The 19,163-nt window shown below is 27.0% G+C and carries 15 protein-coding genes and 1 pseudogene; 4 read left to right on the top strand and 12 right to left on the bottom strand.

Annotated elements, in window-relative coordinates; translation table 11 throughout:
• The 6 genes from trxA to ptsP all read right to left on the bottom strand — a co-directional run bounded on the left by trxA (position 1) and on the right by ptsP (position 5,478).
• Positions 1-318 carry a thioredoxin gene (gene trxA / locus B5D11_RS06625; protein ID WP_078682264.1) on the bottom strand — a complete coding sequence of 106 codons (318 nt, stop codon included), beginning with the start codon at positions 316-318 and terminating at the stop codon, positions 1-3.
• 127 nt (positions 319-445) lie between these two features.
• Positions 446-883: a type II 3-dehydroquinate dehydratase gene (gene aroQ / locus B5D11_RS06620; protein ID WP_078682263.1), complete on the bottom strand. Its 438-nt coding sequence runs from the start codon at positions 881-883 to the stop codon at positions 446-448.
• Positions 883-1,392, bottom strand: coding sequence for a shikimate kinase (locus B5D11_RS06615; protein WP_078682350.1), 510 nt, complete (start codon positions 1,390-1,392; stop codon positions 883-885). Before B5D11_RS06615 ends, aroQ begins: the two co-directional genes overlap by 1 nt.
• Positions 1,376-2,173, bottom strand: coding sequence for a shikimate dehydrogenase (gene aroE, locus B5D11_RS06610; RefSeq protein WP_078682262.1), 798 nt, complete (start codon positions 2,171-2,173; stop codon positions 1,376-1,378). The genes B5D11_RS06615 and aroE overlap by 17 nt, the downstream gene beginning before the upstream one ends.
• 177 nt (positions 2,174-2,350) lie before the next feature.
• Entirely contained in the window at positions 2,351-3,604 is a 1,254-nt protein-coding gene (locus B5D11_RS06605; RefSeq protein ID WP_078682261.1) for a tetratricopeptide repeat protein, read from the bottom strand.
• 257 nt (positions 3,605-3,861) lie between these two features.
• Positions 3,862-5,478 carry a phosphoenolpyruvate--protein phosphotransferase gene (gene ptsP / locus B5D11_RS06600; RefSeq protein WP_078682260.1) on the bottom strand — a complete coding sequence of 539 codons (1,617 nt, stop codon included), beginning with the start codon at positions 5,476-5,478 and terminating at the stop codon, positions 3,862-3,864.
• A 270-nt stretch (positions 5,479-5,748) separates the two neighbouring features.
• Here ptsP and B5D11_RS06595 point away from each other — a divergent pair, with 270 nt between their 5' ends.
• The gene (locus tag B5D11_RS06595) at positions 5,749-7,422 is read left to right on the top strand and encodes a sigma-54 interaction domain-containing protein (protein ID WP_078682259.1); all 1,674 of its coding nucleotides are present in this window, start codon (positions 5,749-5,751) and stop codon (positions 7,420-7,422) included.
• A gap of 232 nt (positions 7,423-7,654) precedes the next feature.
• Here the strand turns inward: B5D11_RS06595 and B5D11_RS06590 are convergent, their stop codons facing one another.
• Positions 7,655-8,779, bottom strand: a complete 1,125-nt coding sequence (locus B5D11_RS06590; RefSeq protein WP_078682258.1) for an aldo/keto reductase — start codon at positions 8,777-8,779, stop codon at positions 7,655-7,657.
• A gap of 227 nt (positions 8,780-9,006) precedes the next feature.
• A pseudogene (locus B5D11_RS06585) lies at positions 9,007-9,150 on the bottom strand (LysR family transcriptional regulator); the annotation flags it as partial.
• A gap of 306 nt (positions 9,151-9,456) precedes the next feature.
• On the opposite strand from B5D11_RS06585, the gene glgP reads away from it, so the two are divergent.
• Positions 9,457-11,067, top strand: coding sequence for an alpha-glucan family phosphorylase (glgP, locus tag B5D11_RS06580; protein ID WP_078682257.1), 1,611 nt, complete (start codon positions 9,457-9,459; stop codon positions 11,065-11,067).
• Positions 11,068-11,298: 231 nt separating this feature from the next.
• Here glgP and B5D11_RS06575 read toward each other — a convergent pair whose 3' ends face one another.
• From B5D11_RS06575 to B5D11_RS06565, 3 genes are all read right to left on the bottom strand, one after another.
• Complete coding sequence (locus tag B5D11_RS06575; RefSeq protein WP_078682256.1) at positions 11,299-12,291, bottom strand: sugar kinase; 993 nt, start codon at positions 12,289-12,291, stop codon at positions 11,299-11,301.
• A 29-nt stretch (positions 12,292-12,320) separates the two neighbouring features.
• Positions 12,321-12,965, bottom strand: a complete 645-nt coding sequence (locus B5D11_RS06570) for a bifunctional 4-hydroxy-2-oxoglutarate aldolase/2-dehydro-3-deoxy-phosphogluconate aldolase (protein WP_078682255.1) — start codon at positions 12,963-12,965, stop codon at positions 12,321-12,323.
• Positions 12,966-13,091: 126 nt separating this feature from the next.
• Positions 13,092-13,877, bottom strand: a complete 786-nt coding sequence (locus B5D11_RS06565) for an IclR family transcriptional regulator (protein WP_164850157.1) — start codon at positions 13,875-13,877, stop codon at positions 13,092-13,094.
• 251 nt (positions 13,878-14,128) lie between these two features.
• On the opposite strand from B5D11_RS06565, the gene B5D11_RS06560 reads away from it, so the two are divergent.
• A complete protein-coding gene (locus tag B5D11_RS06560) occupies positions 14,129-14,968 on the top strand; it encodes an HAD hydrolase-like protein (protein ID WP_078682253.1) in 840 nt (279 codons plus the stop codon).
• A gap of 22 nt (positions 14,969-14,990) precedes the next feature.
• Positions 14,991-16,697, top strand: coding sequence for a glycoside hydrolase family 3 protein (locus B5D11_RS06555; protein WP_078682252.1), 1,707 nt, complete (start codon positions 14,991-14,993; stop codon positions 16,695-16,697).
• Between the two features lie 99 nt (positions 16,698-16,796).
• Here B5D11_RS06555 and B5D11_RS06550 read toward each other — a convergent pair whose 3' ends face one another.
• A complete protein-coding gene (locus tag B5D11_RS06550) occupies positions 16,797-19,079 on the bottom strand; it encodes a glycoside hydrolase family 2 protein (RefSeq protein ID WP_078682251.1) in 2,283 nt (760 codons plus the stop codon).
• Positions 19,080-19,163 lie beyond the last annotated feature (84 nt).

Raw genomic sequence — 19,163 nt, 5'->3', positions numbered from 1 at the left:
TTAAATATGTTTTTCAATAAATTCTTTCATAGCATCCTTTGGTCTAAATCCAATTATTTGGTCTTTAACTTCGCCATTTTTAAATACCATAACTGTTGGTATACTTGCAATTCTAAATTTTTGTGAAACTATAGGATTATTATCTACATTCACCTTTATGAATTTTACCCTTCCTTCATATTCTCTCTCAAGTTCCTCTAAAACTGGTCCTAACATCTTACATGGTCCACACCATGGAGCCCAAAAATCAACTACTACAGGCATATTACCTGCGTTTATTTCTTCATTAAAATTATTATCCATTACTTCTTTAATCATTTTTATCCCTCCTATATTTGTTATACCCAATAGGGGTATAATCATATTATAATTTTAACTTATATTTTTATAAAAATCAATACTTGTAACAATTATTTAATAATAATTGTTATATCTAATATTATTTTTACAAAGATTTTTCGTTATGTAAAATAGCTTCCATAGCCATAACATATCCAAAAATCCCAAAACCACATATCTGTCCAATGCAAGCTGGTGCTATTACAGATTTTCTCCTAAATTCTTCTCTTTTATGTATATTACTTATATGTACCTCAATAGTTTTTATATTTACACTTAAAATTGCGTCATATATAGCTATACTATAATGTGTATATGCTCCAGGATTAATTATTATTCCATCATATTTTCCATATGCATCTTGAATAAAATTTATTATTTCTCCTTCTATATTGCTTTGAACCATATCTAATTCTATATTTAATTCCTTTGCTTTTTCATTAAGATATTTACACATATTATCAAAGCTTTCACTACCATAAATATTTTTTTCTCTTATACCAAGCATATTAATATTAGGACCATTAATAATAAGTATTTTCATTATAAATCACCTTCTAATATTTTTATTATTTTATTTATAGATTCTTCAATTGTTCCAGAATTTTCTACTTCAAAATCACAATATTTTTTGTATAGATTATATCTTTCTTCGTAAAGTTTGTATAATTTGTTCTTTTCTTCCTTAAGAAGTGGTCTTTTAGAAACATCTATATCAAGAGCTATTTTATCTACTGGTCTATTTATAAAAATTATAATTCCATTTTCTTTTAAAAAATCAATATTTGTTTTTCTTAATACAATACCCCCCCCAGCAGAAATAACATAGCCTTTTAATTTGCTGATTTCTTTTACAGACTTTTCTTCTATGTCTCTAAAATAAGTTTCACCATATTTAAAAATTTCATCTATTGTCATATTTTCTCTTTCTTCAATATAACTGTCTAAATCACAAAATTTCATATTAATTTTTTGTGACACTATTTTGCCAATTGTTGATTTCCCACATCCTGGCATACCTATAAATACAATATTTTTATTTAAATTTTTCATAAACTTCATCTACAACTTTCTTTTCAATTTTTTTATTCATCCATAACTCTTGCGATTTTACAGCTTGAGCAATAAGCATATATAATCCGTTTATAGTTTTAAGTTTTTTTTCATAAGCATATTTTAAAAATTTAGTTTCTTTAGGATTATAAATTAAATCTATTGCTGTAGTATAATTTTCAAAAATTTCTTTGTTTACAGGAGATTCTTCAATGTTAGGAAACATTCCACATGGCGTACAGTTTATAATTATATCTTGATTTTTTATATTATTTAGTTCATTATAGTCTATAATTTTATTTTTATTTCCACAAAATTTATTTTTATCTCTTGTAACATATGTTATTTCTTTTGCATTATTATCATAAAGATATTGAACTATTGCTTTTGAAACCCCACCAGTGCCTAATAATACTATTTTTTTATCTTTTACATTAACATTAAACTTATCAAGTGTCATTCCAAATCCATAATAATCAGTATTATATCCATAAGTCTTATTATCTTTAAATACTATTGTATTTATAGCACCTATCTTTTTGGCTTCGATTGATATTTCATCTAAAAATTCCATAATTTCTACTTTATAAGGAATAGTAACATTTACACCTGCTACCCCTAAAACTTGAAGAGCTTTTACAGCGTGTTTAATGTCTTCTTTTTTTATTTCAAATAAATGATAATAAGCATCAGTATTAGTTTTTTCAAATATAATTGAATGAATTTCAGGCGAAAAACTATGAGAAAGTTTTCCGCCCAGTAAACCATATAACTTTTTCAAATGTTTTCACCTTCTTAAACGATATATTTTATACACTAAATGTATAATTTAAGATAAATTTTCCATACATATTTATTGTCGTTTATTATAACATCACACCTAAAATTTGTAAAGGATAATAAAAGCTTATATTCTCATCCTATTGAGAATATTTTAATAATTTATAATTATTAAAATTTAATTATTTTTTAGTATTTCTTTAACTATAGAATTATTATAAATAGATTTAGGATATAATTTAATCAATTTTCTTGCATAATTTTTAGAAACTTCATAATCTATATCTTTATATATTAAAATAAGCTCATAAAGCACTGTTTCTTCATAATCTCCATTTGGATATTTGCTATCATATTCTTTATAATATTTTATCGCATTTTCTATATTCCCCATTTCTTTATATGTTAAACCAATCATATAATTTATATGAGGATATAGATAGCTTCCACTTCCATATATATAAGCTTTATTTAAATTTTCTATAGCTTTAGTGTAATCTTTTAAAGATAAATATTCTCTCCCTTTATTATAAAAATATAAAACTCCATTATTTTTTAAAATTTCTTCAGCTTTTGCAATTAATCTTGCATTTTCATATGATGTATTATCATTTTTTAAATTTGATACTATATTGTAAAGTTTTTCGTAATCTTTATTTTCTAAAGCTTTATTTATATCTTCTTTAGGAAAAATTTTATAAGAATTCTCTTTTATTTCTTCATTTTTATTTTCACTTTCATCTTTTAAATCATTTTTTATGCTCATATTATTTTGAATTTTATTACTTGAATTATTATTTATGCTTTCTATGTTTTTACTATAATCTTTAGTTTTTTTTGAAATTTTTATAAATGCACTAGAAATTATAAATATTAAACTTAAAATTATTATAGGTACAAAGTATCTATTGTATGATTTATTTTTAATAATTCCAAAATCTATAAGTTCTTTTTTTAAAGAAAGAGCTGTTTTATTATTTTTATCTATATTTAACACTTTTTCTATAAAAATTTCAGCCTTATTATACTCGCCAAGTTTAATATAACAAAAGGCAATAGAATTATTTACATTTATAAAATTAAAATCACTTTCAAGGCAACTTTCAAGTTTATACAAAGCCTCTTTTATCTTTATTTCTTTAATATAATTAATAGCTTCTTTATAAAGCTTATTCTTTTCTTTATCATTTTTACTATCTTCTAAATATTTTTTAGATACCATATCTTCATTAATTTGATAGTTCATATTCCATAAAGCCTGTGCATTATCAAGTTCTCCCTTTAAATAATATAAAAGTCCTTTAAGGTTAATGGCTGATGAATTTTTTAAATTTTCAGATATACTTTTTTCGCAAAACTCTAAAGACTTATCTATATAACCATCATTATAAAACTTAATTGCCTTTGCATATAATTTAGTAGATTTATCCATATAACTATTACCTCTTTATATATTAAAATAAAGTTTTTATCATTATTAATTATAATATCATGATTATTTTGCAAAAAGTATGTAAAAGGTATTTTTATTAAAAATTTACTGAAATATTTATTACTAATATCTATATAATAAAATTTATCTCTAAATCAAAACAGGCACAAATCCTATCTCTTTTGGTTAAACTTTAGTGAGTTAAACCAAAACACTTGATTTGTGCCTGCTTTATTATTTTATGATAGTGCAGTTTATTACATATTCATAATAATCTGTTTAGCTTTAAGTATAGATGAAGCACTCATAGAAAATTCATCTAAACCATATTCAACTAAAGTAGGTATTGCTCTTTCATCTCCTGCCATTTCTCCGCACATACCACACCATTTTCCTGCTTTATGAGCTGCATCTATAGTCATTTTTATAAGTTTTAAAACTGCTGGATGCATTGGATCATATATATAAGAAACTTTTTCATTCATTCTATCTGCTGCTAAAGTATATTGAATTAAATCATTTGTTCCTATGCTAAAGAAATCAACATATTTTGCAAATTCATCCGCAATAACAGCAGTAGCAGGTATTTCTACCATTATTCCTGTTTCTATATTATCATTGAAAGCTTTTCCTTCTTTTCTTAATTCTTCTTTACATTCTTCTAAAAGTTTTTTAGCTTCAAGAAATTCATTAACTGAAGAAATCATAGGAAACATTATTTTGATATTTCCAAAAGCTGAAGCTCTTAAAAGTGCTCTAAGCTGAACTTTAAATATATCCTTTCTATCAAGACATAATCTTATAGCTCTATATCCAAGGAAAGGATTCATTTCTTCTGGCATTTCAAGATAAGGAAGTTTTTTATCTCCACCTATATCAAGAGTTCTTATAACTAATGGTTTACCTTCTAATTTTTCTGCTACATATTTATAAGATTCAAATTGTTCTTCCTCTGTAGGCATGCTATCTCTATCCATATATAAAAATTCAGTTCTAAATAAACCTACACCTTCTCCACCATTTTCTAATACTTTATGTATATCTTCGCTTTTACCTATATTCCCAACTACTTCAATTCTTTTGCCTGATTTTGTTTTTGTTTTTACTTCTACTAATTTTTTTAGTTCTTGTTTTTCTTTTTCAAATTGTTCCATTTTAACTTTATATTCTTCAATTTGAGCAGCAGATGGATTTGCTATAACTATTCCTTCTATTCCATCTACTATGACAGTATCTCCATTTTTAACACAGTTAGTTATATCTCCTAAGCCAACTATAGCAGGTATTTCTAAAGTTCTAGCCATTATAGCACTATGAGATGTTCTTCCTCCTATATCTGTTAAAAAAGCCACTACCTTACTTTTATCAAGTGAAGCAGTATCAGAAGGAGTTAAATCATGAGCAACTATAACTGCATTATTAAAAGAAATATTCATTCCTTCTGCACCTTTTCCTAAAAGATTATTGGTAATTCTATCACCAACATCTTTTATATCTGCTGCTCTTTCTTTCATGTATTCATCTTCCATAGCTGCAAAAATGTCCATATACATATCTACTACATCTTTTAAAGCTTTTTCAGCATTAATCTTATTTGTTTCTATTTTAGATTCAATACTTCCTATAAATTCAGGATCATCTAAAAGCATTATATGACTGCTAAATACAGCTGCTTTATCTGCTCCCATTTCTTTTTCTGCTTTTTCCCTTATTTTCTCCAATTGCTCTCTAGAGGCATTTACAGCGTCTTGAAGTCTATTTTTTTCTTCTTGTACATTTTGTATATTTTTTTCTACTATTACCTCTTCATTTTTTTCTTTTAAAACAACTTTTCCAATGGCATATCCTCTTGAAGCTGCAATTCCTTTTTTCATGTCTTTTACCTCCATACTAAAATATATCATACTAATTTAATAGCAAAATTCGTGCCAATTCTACACTTATTTATTATCAATATTTTTTAAAATATTGTTGATATTTTTTATCATCATTCTTATAGTTTATTATTTGTAAACTATATTTTTTTATTATAAAATTATTATAAATTAATGTGGACATGCTGTTTTGTTTAATGTATTATATAGTTGATACTTTTTATCATATTTATAATTGTTATTGATATTTTTTATCAAGAGGAGGGTTTTATGTATAAAAATAGTGTTGTAGTAAATTCACGTTATGGAATACATACTAGAATTGCAGCTATAATAGTTAATAAAGCTGCTGAACTTAAAGGAAAATATAATATAAATTTATATATAAGAACTATGGAAAGTAAAGAACCTATAGCATTAAGCATGCTTGCTCTTTTGTCTTTAAAAATTAAACAAAATGAAATAATTGAAATTTCATGTAAAGAAGATAATTTAAATGGAAGAAAAGCTGTGCTTGAGCTTTCAAATTTTATAAATACTCAAATCGAAAACGAAACTTCTTCTAATATGTCAAATATAGATAAATTAATTGAAGAAAGTACTATAGCAAATGAACAGATAATTCAAAGTCTTCCTCTTGGAATAATTATTATAGATATAAATAGTAACATAACTTCTGCTAATTCTTATATTTTAAATATTTTAAAAAAGAATCCTAAAGAAGTTTTAGGAAGAAATATAAAAGATATAATTCCTTCTTCCAAGCTTTCTGATACTATAAAAAATAAAGAAAAAAGTATAGGAGAAACTATAGAAATTAAAGATACAATAGTTATATCTAACCGTTCTCCAATTTTTTTAAATGATAAAGTAATTGGTGCTATTGGCGTTTTTCAAGATATTTCAGATCTTGCAAGAAAACTTGAAAATTATAAAGAAGAATTAAATTATTATAAAGAAGAATTAAAAAAACATACTAAATTAAATAGTTCTTTCTATAATATAATAGGTTCTAGCAGCAATTTAAGAGAAGCTCTTATTATTGCAGAAAAGGCATCTCTTTCTACATCAACAGTTTTAATAAGGGGAGAAAGCGGAACTGGTAAAGAACTTATTGCTAAAGCTATACATAATCATAGCAATAGAGCAGATAAACCTTTTGTAAAAGTTAATTGTGCATCTATTCCTGAAAATCTTCTTGAAAGTGAACTCTTCGGTCATGAAAAGGGAGCTTTTACTGGTGCTATTAAAAGTAAACCTGGTAAATTTAAAATTGCAGATGGCGGTACCATATTTTTAGATGAAATAGGGGATATGCCAAAATCTATGCAAGTTAAACTTTTAAGAGTACTTCAAGAAAAAGAATTTGAAAGTGTAGGCGGAGTTGAAACACATAAAGTAGATGTAAGAGTTATTGCTGCAACAAATAGAAATCTTGAAGAAATGATAGAAAAAGGTGAATTTAGAGAAGATTTATATTATAGGTTAAATGTATTATCAATAACTCTTCCTCCTCTTAGAGATAGAAAGTCAGATATAAATTCGCTTACAGAGTATTTTATAAAAAATTTAAGCAAAAATTTAAATAAAAAAATAACAGGAATTTCTTCAGAATGTTTAGATAAATTTTATAAATATCATTGGCCAGGTAATATCCGTGAACTTCAAAATATAATTGAACGTGCTATAAATATGTGTGATGGTTCTATTATAACTTGTAAAGATCTTCCTTTTTATATAAACAACTCATCATCAAACAGTGAATCTTTAATAAATTTAGTTAATGAAGAACTTCTTCCACTTGAAGAATACGAAAAGGAAATTATAACTATAGCTATGAAAAAATACAAAAGCTATAATAAGGCTGGAAAAGCTTTGGGCATTACCCATAGAACTGTGGCATTGAAATGTAAAAAATATGGCATTGAAATAGAAAAAGATTAACAGAGGTTTAATTTTCTGTTAATCTTTTTAAATTTTAAAAAATAATATTATTATCTCATAAAAGTCTTTTTATTAAATATTTACCACTATATAAATATATATATTTGTAATGTAAATTTAGAAACACTATAAATTGTATAGTGGAAATTAATTTACAGCCTATTGTAAATTAATTATAATATTAAATAACTTATAAACAAATCCTTGAAATTATTCTATCAATAAAGTAAAATCATTTTTCAAAATATTTAGCAACTCGTTTAAGATCATCAATAATATGTAAATGTTGAGGACATACTCCTTCACATTGTCCACATTCTATACAATCACTTGCTTTACCAAATGTTTTTGTTAGGTTTGCATAATATTCACCTTGTGGTGTCCAGCCTTTTTCTTTAACTTCTTGTAAATCTGCATTATATAAAGAAAAATATTTAGGTATTGGTATATTCATAGGACATCCATCTGTACAATATGAACAGCCAGTACAAGGTATTGCAATGGTTGAATTAATAATATCAACAGCTTTATGAATAAGTTCATACTCTTTATCATTTAGCGGTTTAAAATCTCTCATGTAATTAGTATTATCTAATAATTGCTCTATATTGGACATACCACTTAATACCATCATCACATTATCCAAACTTGCAGCAAAACGAATTGCCCACGAAGGAATAGACATATAAGGAGCATAATCTTTAAACATCTTTTCAACTTCAATAGGTACATTTGCTAAAGTTCCACCTTTTACAGGTTCCATAACAATAACTGGTTTATTATGCTTTGTAGCCACTTCATAACATTTACGTGATTGGACACCAGCACTATCCCAATCTAAATAATTAATTTGCAGCTGAACAACTTCAAACTCTGGATGTTCAGTTAAAACTTTGTCTAATAATTCAGGGCCATCATGGAAAGAAAAACCAATAGTTTTAACCAAACCTTGTTTTTTCTTTTCAAGTATCCAATTGAAACAATCTAACCTATTATAAACTTCAATACTATGAGTGTTAATATCATGTAATAAATAATAATCAAAATACTCAACACCTGTTTTCTTTAATTGCTCATTAAATATACGATCTCTATCTTCCTTTGTCTTTATAAATCCAGAATGAAGCTTTGTCGTTAATGTAAAACTATCACGGGGATGACGAGCTACTAATGCTTCTTTTGCAGCATTTTCACTATTAAAACCACAATACATCCAAGCCGTATCAAAATAAGTAAATCCTCTCTCTAAAAAAGTATCTACCATTTGTTTTGTCTGTTCAATATCAATCTTTGATGGATCATTTTCATCCAATGAAGGTAATCTCATTAATCCAAAACCTAATTTTTTACTATTCATATTTTCTCCTCCATTACTATTATTAGTTTATTATATTATTAAAGTTAGTTTTAAAACAAACTTTTTAAGCTATTAAGTTATTACAAAAAATGGTTATATATATTTTATCTTAAAGTGTTTAATATATCTAATGCCTATTCTTTATTATTATCTATGACTTTAAAGCATTTATAATTATTTCAATGAATTTTGCTGCTACTTTAGAAATATCTGATGTTTCTTCCATTAAACAATTGAACTCCTAATTCCTTTTCTAAATTAGCTAATTTAAGAGATAAAGTTGGCTGAGTAATATGAAGTATCTCTGCAGCTTTTGTGATATTTTCTTCTCGTGCAACTGTTAAGAAATATCTTAAAACTCTTATTTCCATCTTTATTCCTCACTTTCTTTCTATTAATACTTTACTCCTTTAAGTTAACTCCAAGTCAATGATATTTTTATAATATTTGTTTATTATCTTCATAGAAACATACATAATTGTTTTAACTTTATTTTATATATTTAATATTCATACTTAGGTATATAATCTTCTGCCTTGATTATAAAATTCTTTGGAAAATTTTTAAAAATATTTGTGCAAACGGTTGTATATTTTCTTATTTATTATTATAATTTAATTATAATAATATAATAATAATGCTTTATATAAGTATTATTAAATACAGGGAGGGTTAAAATGAATAATAATTTACCTAAAGTTGCCTATTTTTGTATGGAATATGGGCTTGATTCTGATTTTAAAATGTATGCAGGGGGGCTTGGAATACTTGCTGGAGATTATTTAAAAGGAGCAAAAGATTTAAATCTACCTTTAGTTGGCATCGGTATAAAATGGAAGCAAGGTTATGGAGATCAAGTTATTGATAAAGATGGGAAACCTTATGATGCTTATAAAAATTATGTATACGATTTTTTAGAAGATACTGGAGTTAAAGTTACAGTTAAAATAAGAAATATAGATGTAGTATGTAAAGTATGGAAAACTGAAAAATTTGGAAATAATCCTCTGTATCTTTTAGATACAGATATCCCAGAGAACAGCGAAACTTGGATTACTGGACAATTATATGGATGGTTTGGCGAAGAAAGAATTGCTCAAGAAATGGTGCTTGGAATAGGTGGAGTAAGGGCTCTTAGAGCATTAGAAATTCCTGTAGATGTTTATCATTTCAACGAAGGTCATGCAGATTTTGCAGCTCTTGAACTTATAAGAGAAAAAATGTGTTTTGGATTAACATTTGAAGAAGCTTGGAAATCTACAAGAGAAGAAGTTGTATTTACAACTCATACTCCAATAATTCAAGGAAATGAATCTCACCCAATTGAAAAATTAGAATATATGGGTGCTTTTAATGGTTTAACAAAAGATCAAATGATAAGAATTGGTGGAGATCCTTTTAATATGACAATAGCAGGGCTTAGGCTTTCAAGAAAATCAAATGCAGTTTCTGATCTTCATGCACAAACTGCAAACAAAATGTGGAAAGAAGTAGCTGGACGTTCTGAAATAATAGGAATTACAAATGCTATTCATATTCCAACTTGGGTTGATGATAGAATAACTAAAGCTTATGAAGAAAATGGAGATATTTGGTCTGCTCATATGGAAATCAAAAAAGAACTTATTTCTTTTGTTAAAGAAAGAACAGGCATAACTCTTAATTTGGATAATCTTTTAATAGGTTTTTCAAGAAGAGCTGCTCCATATAAAAGAAGTGATCTTATATTTAGTAGACCTGAAGTCATTGAACCTTATTTAAATGAAGGAAAAATTCAAATAGTATTTTCAGGTAAAGCACATCCTCTTGATGACACTGGAAAAGCAATAGTTGCTAATTTGGTTTCTATGATGAAAAAATATCCAAAAGCTGTAGTATTTCTTGAAAACTATGATATGAATATAGGTAGAATGCTTACTCGTGGAAGTGATATATGGCTTAATAATCCAATTAGACCATTGGAAGCTTCAGGTACTTCTGGAATGAAAGCTGCAATGAACGGTGTTCTTAATTGTTCAATTTTAGATGGCTGGTGGCCAGAAGCTTGTATAGATGGTATTAACGGCTGGCAGTTTGGAGATGGAGTTTCCGAAGGAGAAGTAGACGATATCAACGCTCATGATATAGACGCTCTTTATGATACACTGCTTAATAGAGTTGTTCCTACTTATTATGAAAATAGACCTAAATGGATAGAAATGATGAAAGAAAGTATTAAAACAACTAAGGAAAATTTTGGTACAAAGAGAATGCTTGAAGATTATTATAATAAATTATATATAAAATAATTAATAAAAATAAAAGATAAAAAAGAAGTTTATAGTTTGGTATAAAATTCTTTATATTTCTTTCTAACCTTAAAAATATTTATGTTATTTTTTACAAATATCAGCTAATTCTAAAAAAGAAGCGTAATTAGATTTGATTTTATATAAAACTAATTACGCTTCTTTTTTATTTATATACATTTAAAACAAATTTTTCATTAATAATTATTATGCACTTTTATTATTTTATTTTTATCTATCTATGTGTTTACTTTGTCCTATAAACTGCATAAGCTGCTCAAATGTTGGAAAACCTTCCATATCTCCTTTTACTAAAGTTGCCATTGCACCTACTCCATTTGCATATTCTGCTGCTTGTTTAATATTTAAGTTTCTAAGCAAACCTGATAAAAATCCAGCAGCAAATCCATCTCCAGCTCCAACAGTATCTTCAATATTGTCTACATTATATCCCTTAACAAAATGTCTTTCTTTTTTATTAGCAACATAACAGCCATCTTTACCAAGTTTAAGTGCTATGGTATCACAACCTAATTCTATAAATTTATCTATAATTTTATCTTTATCTTTAGTTGAGAGAAGTAATTCCCCCTCTTCAATTCCAGGAAAAACTATATCAGACATTTCAGCTATTTTAAGAAGTACTGGTTTTGCTTCTTCTATACTCCAAAGCTTAAGTCTTATATTAGGGTCAAAAGATACTATAACTTGATTTTCCTTTGCTATTTCTATAGCTTTAAATACTGCTTCTTTACAGCTTTTAGAAAGTGCAGGAGTTATACCAGTTATATGAAATATTTTACATGATTTTATATATTCATAATCTATATCCTCTATAGAAAATTTACTTGCAGCTGAATCATTTCTATAATAATATACAGTTGGGTTTGCATTAATAAATCTTTCTTTAAAAAGTATACCTGTATTTCTTTTTTTATCTATTTTTACTTTAGATATATCAATACCTTCTCCTCTTATAATAAGCTGAATATATCTTCCAAACTCATCATCTCCAAGCTTTGAAAACCATCCTGCTTTATGCCCTAGTCTGCTTAATGCTATGGCTGTATTTGATTCAGCCCCTCCTATAGATTTAGTAAAGTTATTAACATATCTTAAAGGACCTTTAGTATCTGGAGAGAAGATAACCATACTTTCTCCAAAAGTTATCATATCAAATTCTCTTTTATCAGTTTTTATAACACTATTTACTAAAGCATTCATAAATTCCATAACCTCATCTTTAATAAAATTTATTTTAATCTGGCTTTTTTAACTTCTTCAACAAATTTAGATGCTGTTTCTGTTATCAATTGATAATCTCCAGTTTTTGCTCCCTTTGTTAAATCACTTCCTGTTCCCACAGCAACAGCACCAGATTTTATCCAGTCTTTAACGTTATCTAAATTTACTCCTCCTGTTGGCATAAAATTACCTTGAGGTAGAGGCCCTTTAAATGCACTTATTATAGATGGTCCAAAAGCACTTCCTGGAAAAACTTTAATTATTTCCGCTCCTAATTCAAGAGCTTGAATAGCTTCTTTAACAGTCATTGCTCCTGGCATAATTGGAATTCTATATCTATTACAAAGCCTTATTGTTTCTTCATTTATACTTGGGCTTACTATATATTTTGCACCTGATAATATACATAATCTAGCTGTTTCTGGATCTAAAACTGTTCCTGCTCCAATTATTACATCTTCATTTTTATAGATTTCTGAAAGTTCTTTTATAATATCAACTGCTCCTGGAACTGTCATAGTTATTTCTAACGCTTTAATTCCGCCTTTTTTAACTGCATCAATTATTTTTATTCCTTCATCTTTAGACTCTGCTCTTATTACAGCAACTACTCCGCTTTCAATTATTTTTTCAATTGTCCTAATTCTTTCCACAAAAATTCCCCCAATCATCAACTCTTTTGACATAGTTTCATAATATGAAACTATGTTTCATATTTATATTACTATTATTATAATACTACTATGTAAAAAAAATTACTAGCTATTTTAATAAAATAACTAGTAATTTTTTAAATATCCAAGCTGTTTTGAAATTTCTTTTGCAGTATTAAGTAGTTCTTTTTTTATATAGGGTAATTTTTCTTCTGTAATATAAAAAACTGGACCAGATACACTTATAGAGGCAGTTATATCTCCTTTTCTATCATATATTGGTGCAGCTATACATCTTATTCCTTCCTCACATTCCATTTCATCTACAGCATATCCATTTTTTCTAACATCTATTATTTCTTTTATAAAATCATCTATATTTGTAATAGTATTATTTGTATGCTTTTTCATCTCTTTATTTTTTAATATATTAATAATTTCTTCGTTATTAAACTTTGAAATCAATATTTTTCCCATAGCAGTACAATATAAAGGTACTCTCTTACCAATTTGAGAATTCATTCTAACACTTCCGTGTCTTAATCCTTCAACCTTATCTATATATACTGCTTCATCTCCATCTAATATTGAAAGATGAATAACTTCGTTAACTTTTTCAGACAATTTTTCTATATAAGCTCTTGCAATATTTCTTACATCCATTCTATCTAAAACAGCACTTGCAAGAAATAGTACTTTAGTTCCTAATAAATATTTATCTGAATCTATTTCTTTTTCTATATAGCCTTTATTCATTAATGTTTTAAGAAGTCTATGAACAGTGCTTTTATGAAGATTAACTGCATTAGCTATTTCAGTGATTCTGCAAGATTTTTTTTCTTCTGCTAAATACTCAAGTATAGATAAAACTCTTTCTACAGATTGAACAGAATTTTCTTCTTTAAGTGGCAATTCCATCTCCCCTTCTTGTTTCATATTATAAAACTTAGTTTTATAATATTTATTTTATATATAAACTAGCAATAAAGCAATTAGTTTTTATTTTACTATTTCACGCAAGATATTGCTAGTTGAAAAAAATAATTTCATGTATTATAAAAATATATTCCTTCATAAATTTAAAAACAATATTATTTTTATCTCATTATAATATAAAAATTAATTTTTTATTAAAGTAAATTTTACATAGAAAGGAGTAAAAAATGGAAAATAGTTTAAAGGATTTTAAAAAAAATAAAAAATTTTTAGTATGCATTGACTCTGATGGCTCTGCTATGGATACCATGGAAATAAAGCACAAAAAATGCTTTGGTCCTAAAGCTATAGAGGAATGGGGCCTTCAAAGCATTGAAAATAAATTTATGGAAGTTTGGAATAATGTTAATTTATATTCAAAAACAAGAGGTATTAACCGCTTTAAAGGTCTTGTAAAAACGTTTGAATTATTATCAGATGAAGGTTTTTATATACCAGATTTTTCATCAATTTGTAAATGGACAAAAGATTCCAATGAGCTTTCCAATCCTGCACTTGAAAAAGCTATAAAACTTACAGGAGATAAACAACTTATTAAAGCATTATCATGGAGTAAAAAAGTTAATAAAGATATTAATAAATTATCAGAAAACAATAAGCCTTTCCCTAATGTAAAAGAAGGAATTAAAATTATTAGTACTGTTGCAGATATTGTTATAGTTTCTTCTGCAAACAGCAGTGCTTTAAATTCAGAATGGTCACATCATGGTCTATTACCTTATGTAAAGGTTATGCTTGGACAAGAAGCCGGTACTAAAGCAAAATGCATTGCCAGCTTAAAAAAAATTGGTTATCTTGAAGATGAAATACTTATGATTGGAGATGCACCTAGTGATTTAGATGCTGCATTAAAAAATGAAGTCTTATTTTATCCAATACTTGTTGGTAAAGAATCTTTTTCTTGGCAACGTTTAATTAGTGAAGCTTTAACAAAATTTATAAATAATAATTACAAAGGGGAATATCAAGAAAGTTTAATTAAAGAATTTAATTCAATATTGAAATAAAATTTTATAGGAGGAAAAACAAATGCCATTATTAGTAGATTTAAAAGCTAAACCATATTATTTAAATGATGAAGATATAGCATGGGTAGAAAATACCATTGCAAAAATGACTATTGAAGAAAAAATAGGTCAATTGTTTATTAATTTATTTTGCGACTTTGACCTTGAAAAATCTAAAGAATTGCTTGATAAATACCATATTGGAGGAGTAAGATACCAAAACGGTACTATAAATGAAGTATATGAATTATTATCAACTCTTCAAAAAAATAGCAAAATTCCTTTACTTATAGCCGCAAACTGTGATTCAGGTGGAGATGGAGCTGTTAAAGAAGGAACTTATATTGCTTCTGCAGCACAATGTGAAGCTTCAGGAAATGAAAAAACAGCTTACAATGCAGGGCTTGTAAGTGGTCGCGAAGCTAGTGCATTAGGTGTTAACTGGAACTTTGATCCTTGTGCTGATATTTTAATGAATTGGAGAAACACAATTGTTAATACTAGAGCCTATGGTACAAATGCAGAGTCAGTTATCAATTATACAAGTGCTTATATTAAAGGTTTAAGAAAAAGCAATATAGCTTCTTGTGCAAAACATTTCCCCGGTGACGGTACTGAAGAAAGAGATCAACATTTGGTTCTTGGTGTAAACGAACTCAGTGTTGAAGAATGGGATAATAGTTTTGGCAGAGTTTATAAACATTTAATTGACGAAGGCTTAATGACAATAATGGCTGGACATATTGCACTACCAAATTATCAGTATAAATTAAATCCTAATTTAAAATATGAAGATATTTTACCTGCAACCTTATCTCCAGAATTAATAAACGGATTATTAAAAGAACATTTAAACTTTAATGGATTAGTTGTAACTGATGCTTCTCATATGATAGGTATGGCAGCTGCTATGAAACGTAAAGATTATGTCCCAGCTGCAATAGCTGCTGGTTGTGATATGTTTTTATTTTTTAATGATTATGAAGAAGACTTTAATTTCATGCTAGATGGATATAAAAATGGAGTAATTACAGAAGAACGTCTACATGATGCTCTCCGTAGAATTTTAGGATTAAAAGCTGCTCTAAAATTACATGTTAAACAAAAGGAAGGAACATTAATCCCTCCTAAAGAAGGTCTTAAAATTATTGGCTGCAAAGAACATTTAGATATGGCTAAAGAATCTGCAGACTTAGGTATATCATTGATAAAAGATACTTGGAATCAACTTCCAATAAAGCCAAGCACTCATAAGAGAATAAGGCTTCATACTTTATTTGGTGAAATTGGAGGAATTACTAATGGATCAAAGGAAGCAGAAAAAATAATTATTGAAGAACTTGAAAGAGTTGGTTTTGAGGTTACTTTACACGATGGAACTACTAGAGATAAAGGTAAAACATCTGATTTATCAAAGAATTTTGACGCCGCATTTGTTTTTGCTGATATCGTAGGATATGCAGCTGAAAACAATTATCGCATAAGATGGAAATGTCCAATGTCTAGTGATATTCCATGGTATATACATGAGATACCAACTGTATTTGTTTCACTAAACTATACTACTCACTTAACGGATGTACCTATGATAAAAACATATATAAATGCTTATAAAGATACAAGAGAAATTATTCGTCAAACAATTCAAAAGATAATGGGTGAATCAGAATTTAAAGGCACTCATTTTAATGAACATGTATGGTGCAATATGTGGGAAACTAAAAGATAAAAAATAGGGGAGTGTAATTAGAGTTGATTTTTCACAAAACTAATTATACTCCCCTTTATTTTTATATACATTAGTCAATCTCCTAATGAAATATAAATTCTAATTCTTTGGTATAACATTTAATTCTCTATTAATGACACTTAATAGTTCTTTTGGTATATTAAATCTTGAGCGTTTAGACATACTATTTATAGTCATTAATCCCATCATTACTTTAAATGTAGGTTCTTCAGCTAAATCACCAAAATATTTTTTAAATACATTTTTGGCTTCTTCATTTTTGTAAAGCTCTTCTATGGTATCAAATATAGAATAATAGCCTTCCTTAATAGTTACTTCTTGAACATTTGATAAATCAAACTTTTCAAACCAGTTAGTTACATTCTTCTTTTCGGGCTTTATAAAAATATAGCTTTTATCAATTTCTAAAACATCATTTAAAATCATCTCATCCGTGTAAACATTGTTACCTTTATCAAAAGCCTCTACTTTAACAATGTTTTGTCCTAAAGATAATTTAACAGTATTAAATTTTTTCATCGGTTCATTGCTATTAATTTCATTTATAAACTGATTATTAACATAAAGTTTAATCTGTTCTAAATTAGATAATACAACTATGTCGTTTATATCTTTATGCCTATTGATAAATCTTTTTCCAGCTAATTTAACAAAAGGTTTCTTTGACCAATAAGCTTTATATAAATAAAATGCATCCTTTTTAATTTTTCTATCTATAGTTACTAAACCTTTTTGATTTATACCTTTTTCTCCGCCTTCATTTCTAATTTCACTTCCAAAATCGAACATAGCCCATACATAACCACCTAAGACAAACTTTCTCTCGTTCAAAGTTCTAAGTGCATTCTCATGAAAAATCAGCTGATATTCTTCAGTATAATCCATTATTCTTGGATTATATGAATGTAATTTAGGATTAGCATCTACTCCATACTCTGTAACCATAATTGGTATGTTAGGTCTTGTTTCATGAAATTTATCTAGTCGCTTTCCTAAATCTTGCATTTCTTTATAATACCAACCATAGTACAAATTATATCCAACAAAATCCGTTAATTCATTTAGAGGACTTTCATTTACTACAGAGTGAATATTGGCCTGAGCAACTAATCTGTTTGGATCTAATTTTTTAGCAATACTTACAAGTTCTTTTACCATTTCATATATATTTTCATTTTCTATTGCTATAGTAATTTCATTTTGAACTCCCCAGCAATATATAGAACTATGATTATATGCTTGTTTAATTAGTTTTTCTAATTGGTCTTTAGCATTCTTATTTTGCTTATCGCAGGTTGTTGGTATGCTAATGAACGGAATCTCTGCCCATACAAGCAGTCCTTCTCTATCGCATAGGGTATAGAAGTAATCATGGTGTTGATAATGAGAAAGTCTAATGCTATTTGCACCTATTTCTTTAATAATTGACATATCCAAATCCATATGTTCTTTAGTTAGAGCATTACCAACTCCTGCAAAATCTTGATGACGACTAACACCCTTTAGTTTTATAGGATTACCATTTAAAAAAATCCCTTTATCTGAAGTAATCTCTATAGTTCTAAAACCAACTTCAATAGTTCTTATATCATATATCCTATTTTCGCAGAATAATTTAGCTTCTAATTTATAAAGATAAGGATTTTCTATTCCCTGCCAAAGCTTTGGATTATTAATCTTTTCTGTAAACTCAAATTGTGAATCTCTTAAAACTATAACATCTACTCTTTTATTAAAAACTGTATTTTCTTCTTTATCTAAAAGTCTAAATTCAATCGTTCCTTCTTTAACTTCAGATAATTCATTCACAACTCTGCCTTTTACATTTAATTCAAAAATATTTTTGCCAATATTTTTTTGAGTTAAATATATACCATCTCTCCCATTATCCATTAAATCAAAATGAAGAGCTTCTTGAATTATTAAGCTCACTTCACGATATAATCCACCATAAAATGAAAAATCAGCCATTAGTGGATATACATCTTCATAATGACTATTGTCTACCATGATAGAAATTAAATTTTCCCTTGGCTTTAAGAAAGGACTTAAAAATACTCTATACATTGAAAATCCACATCTATTTTCTCCAGCTAATTGTCCATTTATATATACTTTGGAGATAAGGCCAGCTGCGCCTATTTCTAAAAAAATAAATTTATTCAAATCTTCATCATTTATATCTAATTTCCTTTGATAAAAACATTGACCTTTATACATTCCGTCCCCACTTTGCCCATCTATAGCATTAAAACAATGGGGTAAAGATATAATCTCAGCATTATATATTTCTTCTTTTATAAAAGTTTCATCTTTTTCTTTAGTAAAAAGCCATTTATCATTTAATTCTATTATTTTCAATTATTATCACCTATCTCTAATAAAATCTTTTTTATTTTATCTAGAAGTTCACCAATTGTAATAAGTGAACTTCTAGATAATTAT

The sequence above is a fragment of the Clostridium sp. USBA 49 genome (assembly GCF_900167505.1).
GTDB lineage: Bacteria > Bacillota > Clostridia > Clostridiales > Clostridiaceae > Clostridium_AT > Clostridium_AT prolinivorans.
This window is presented reverse-complemented; position numbering and strand designations above follow the sequence as displayed.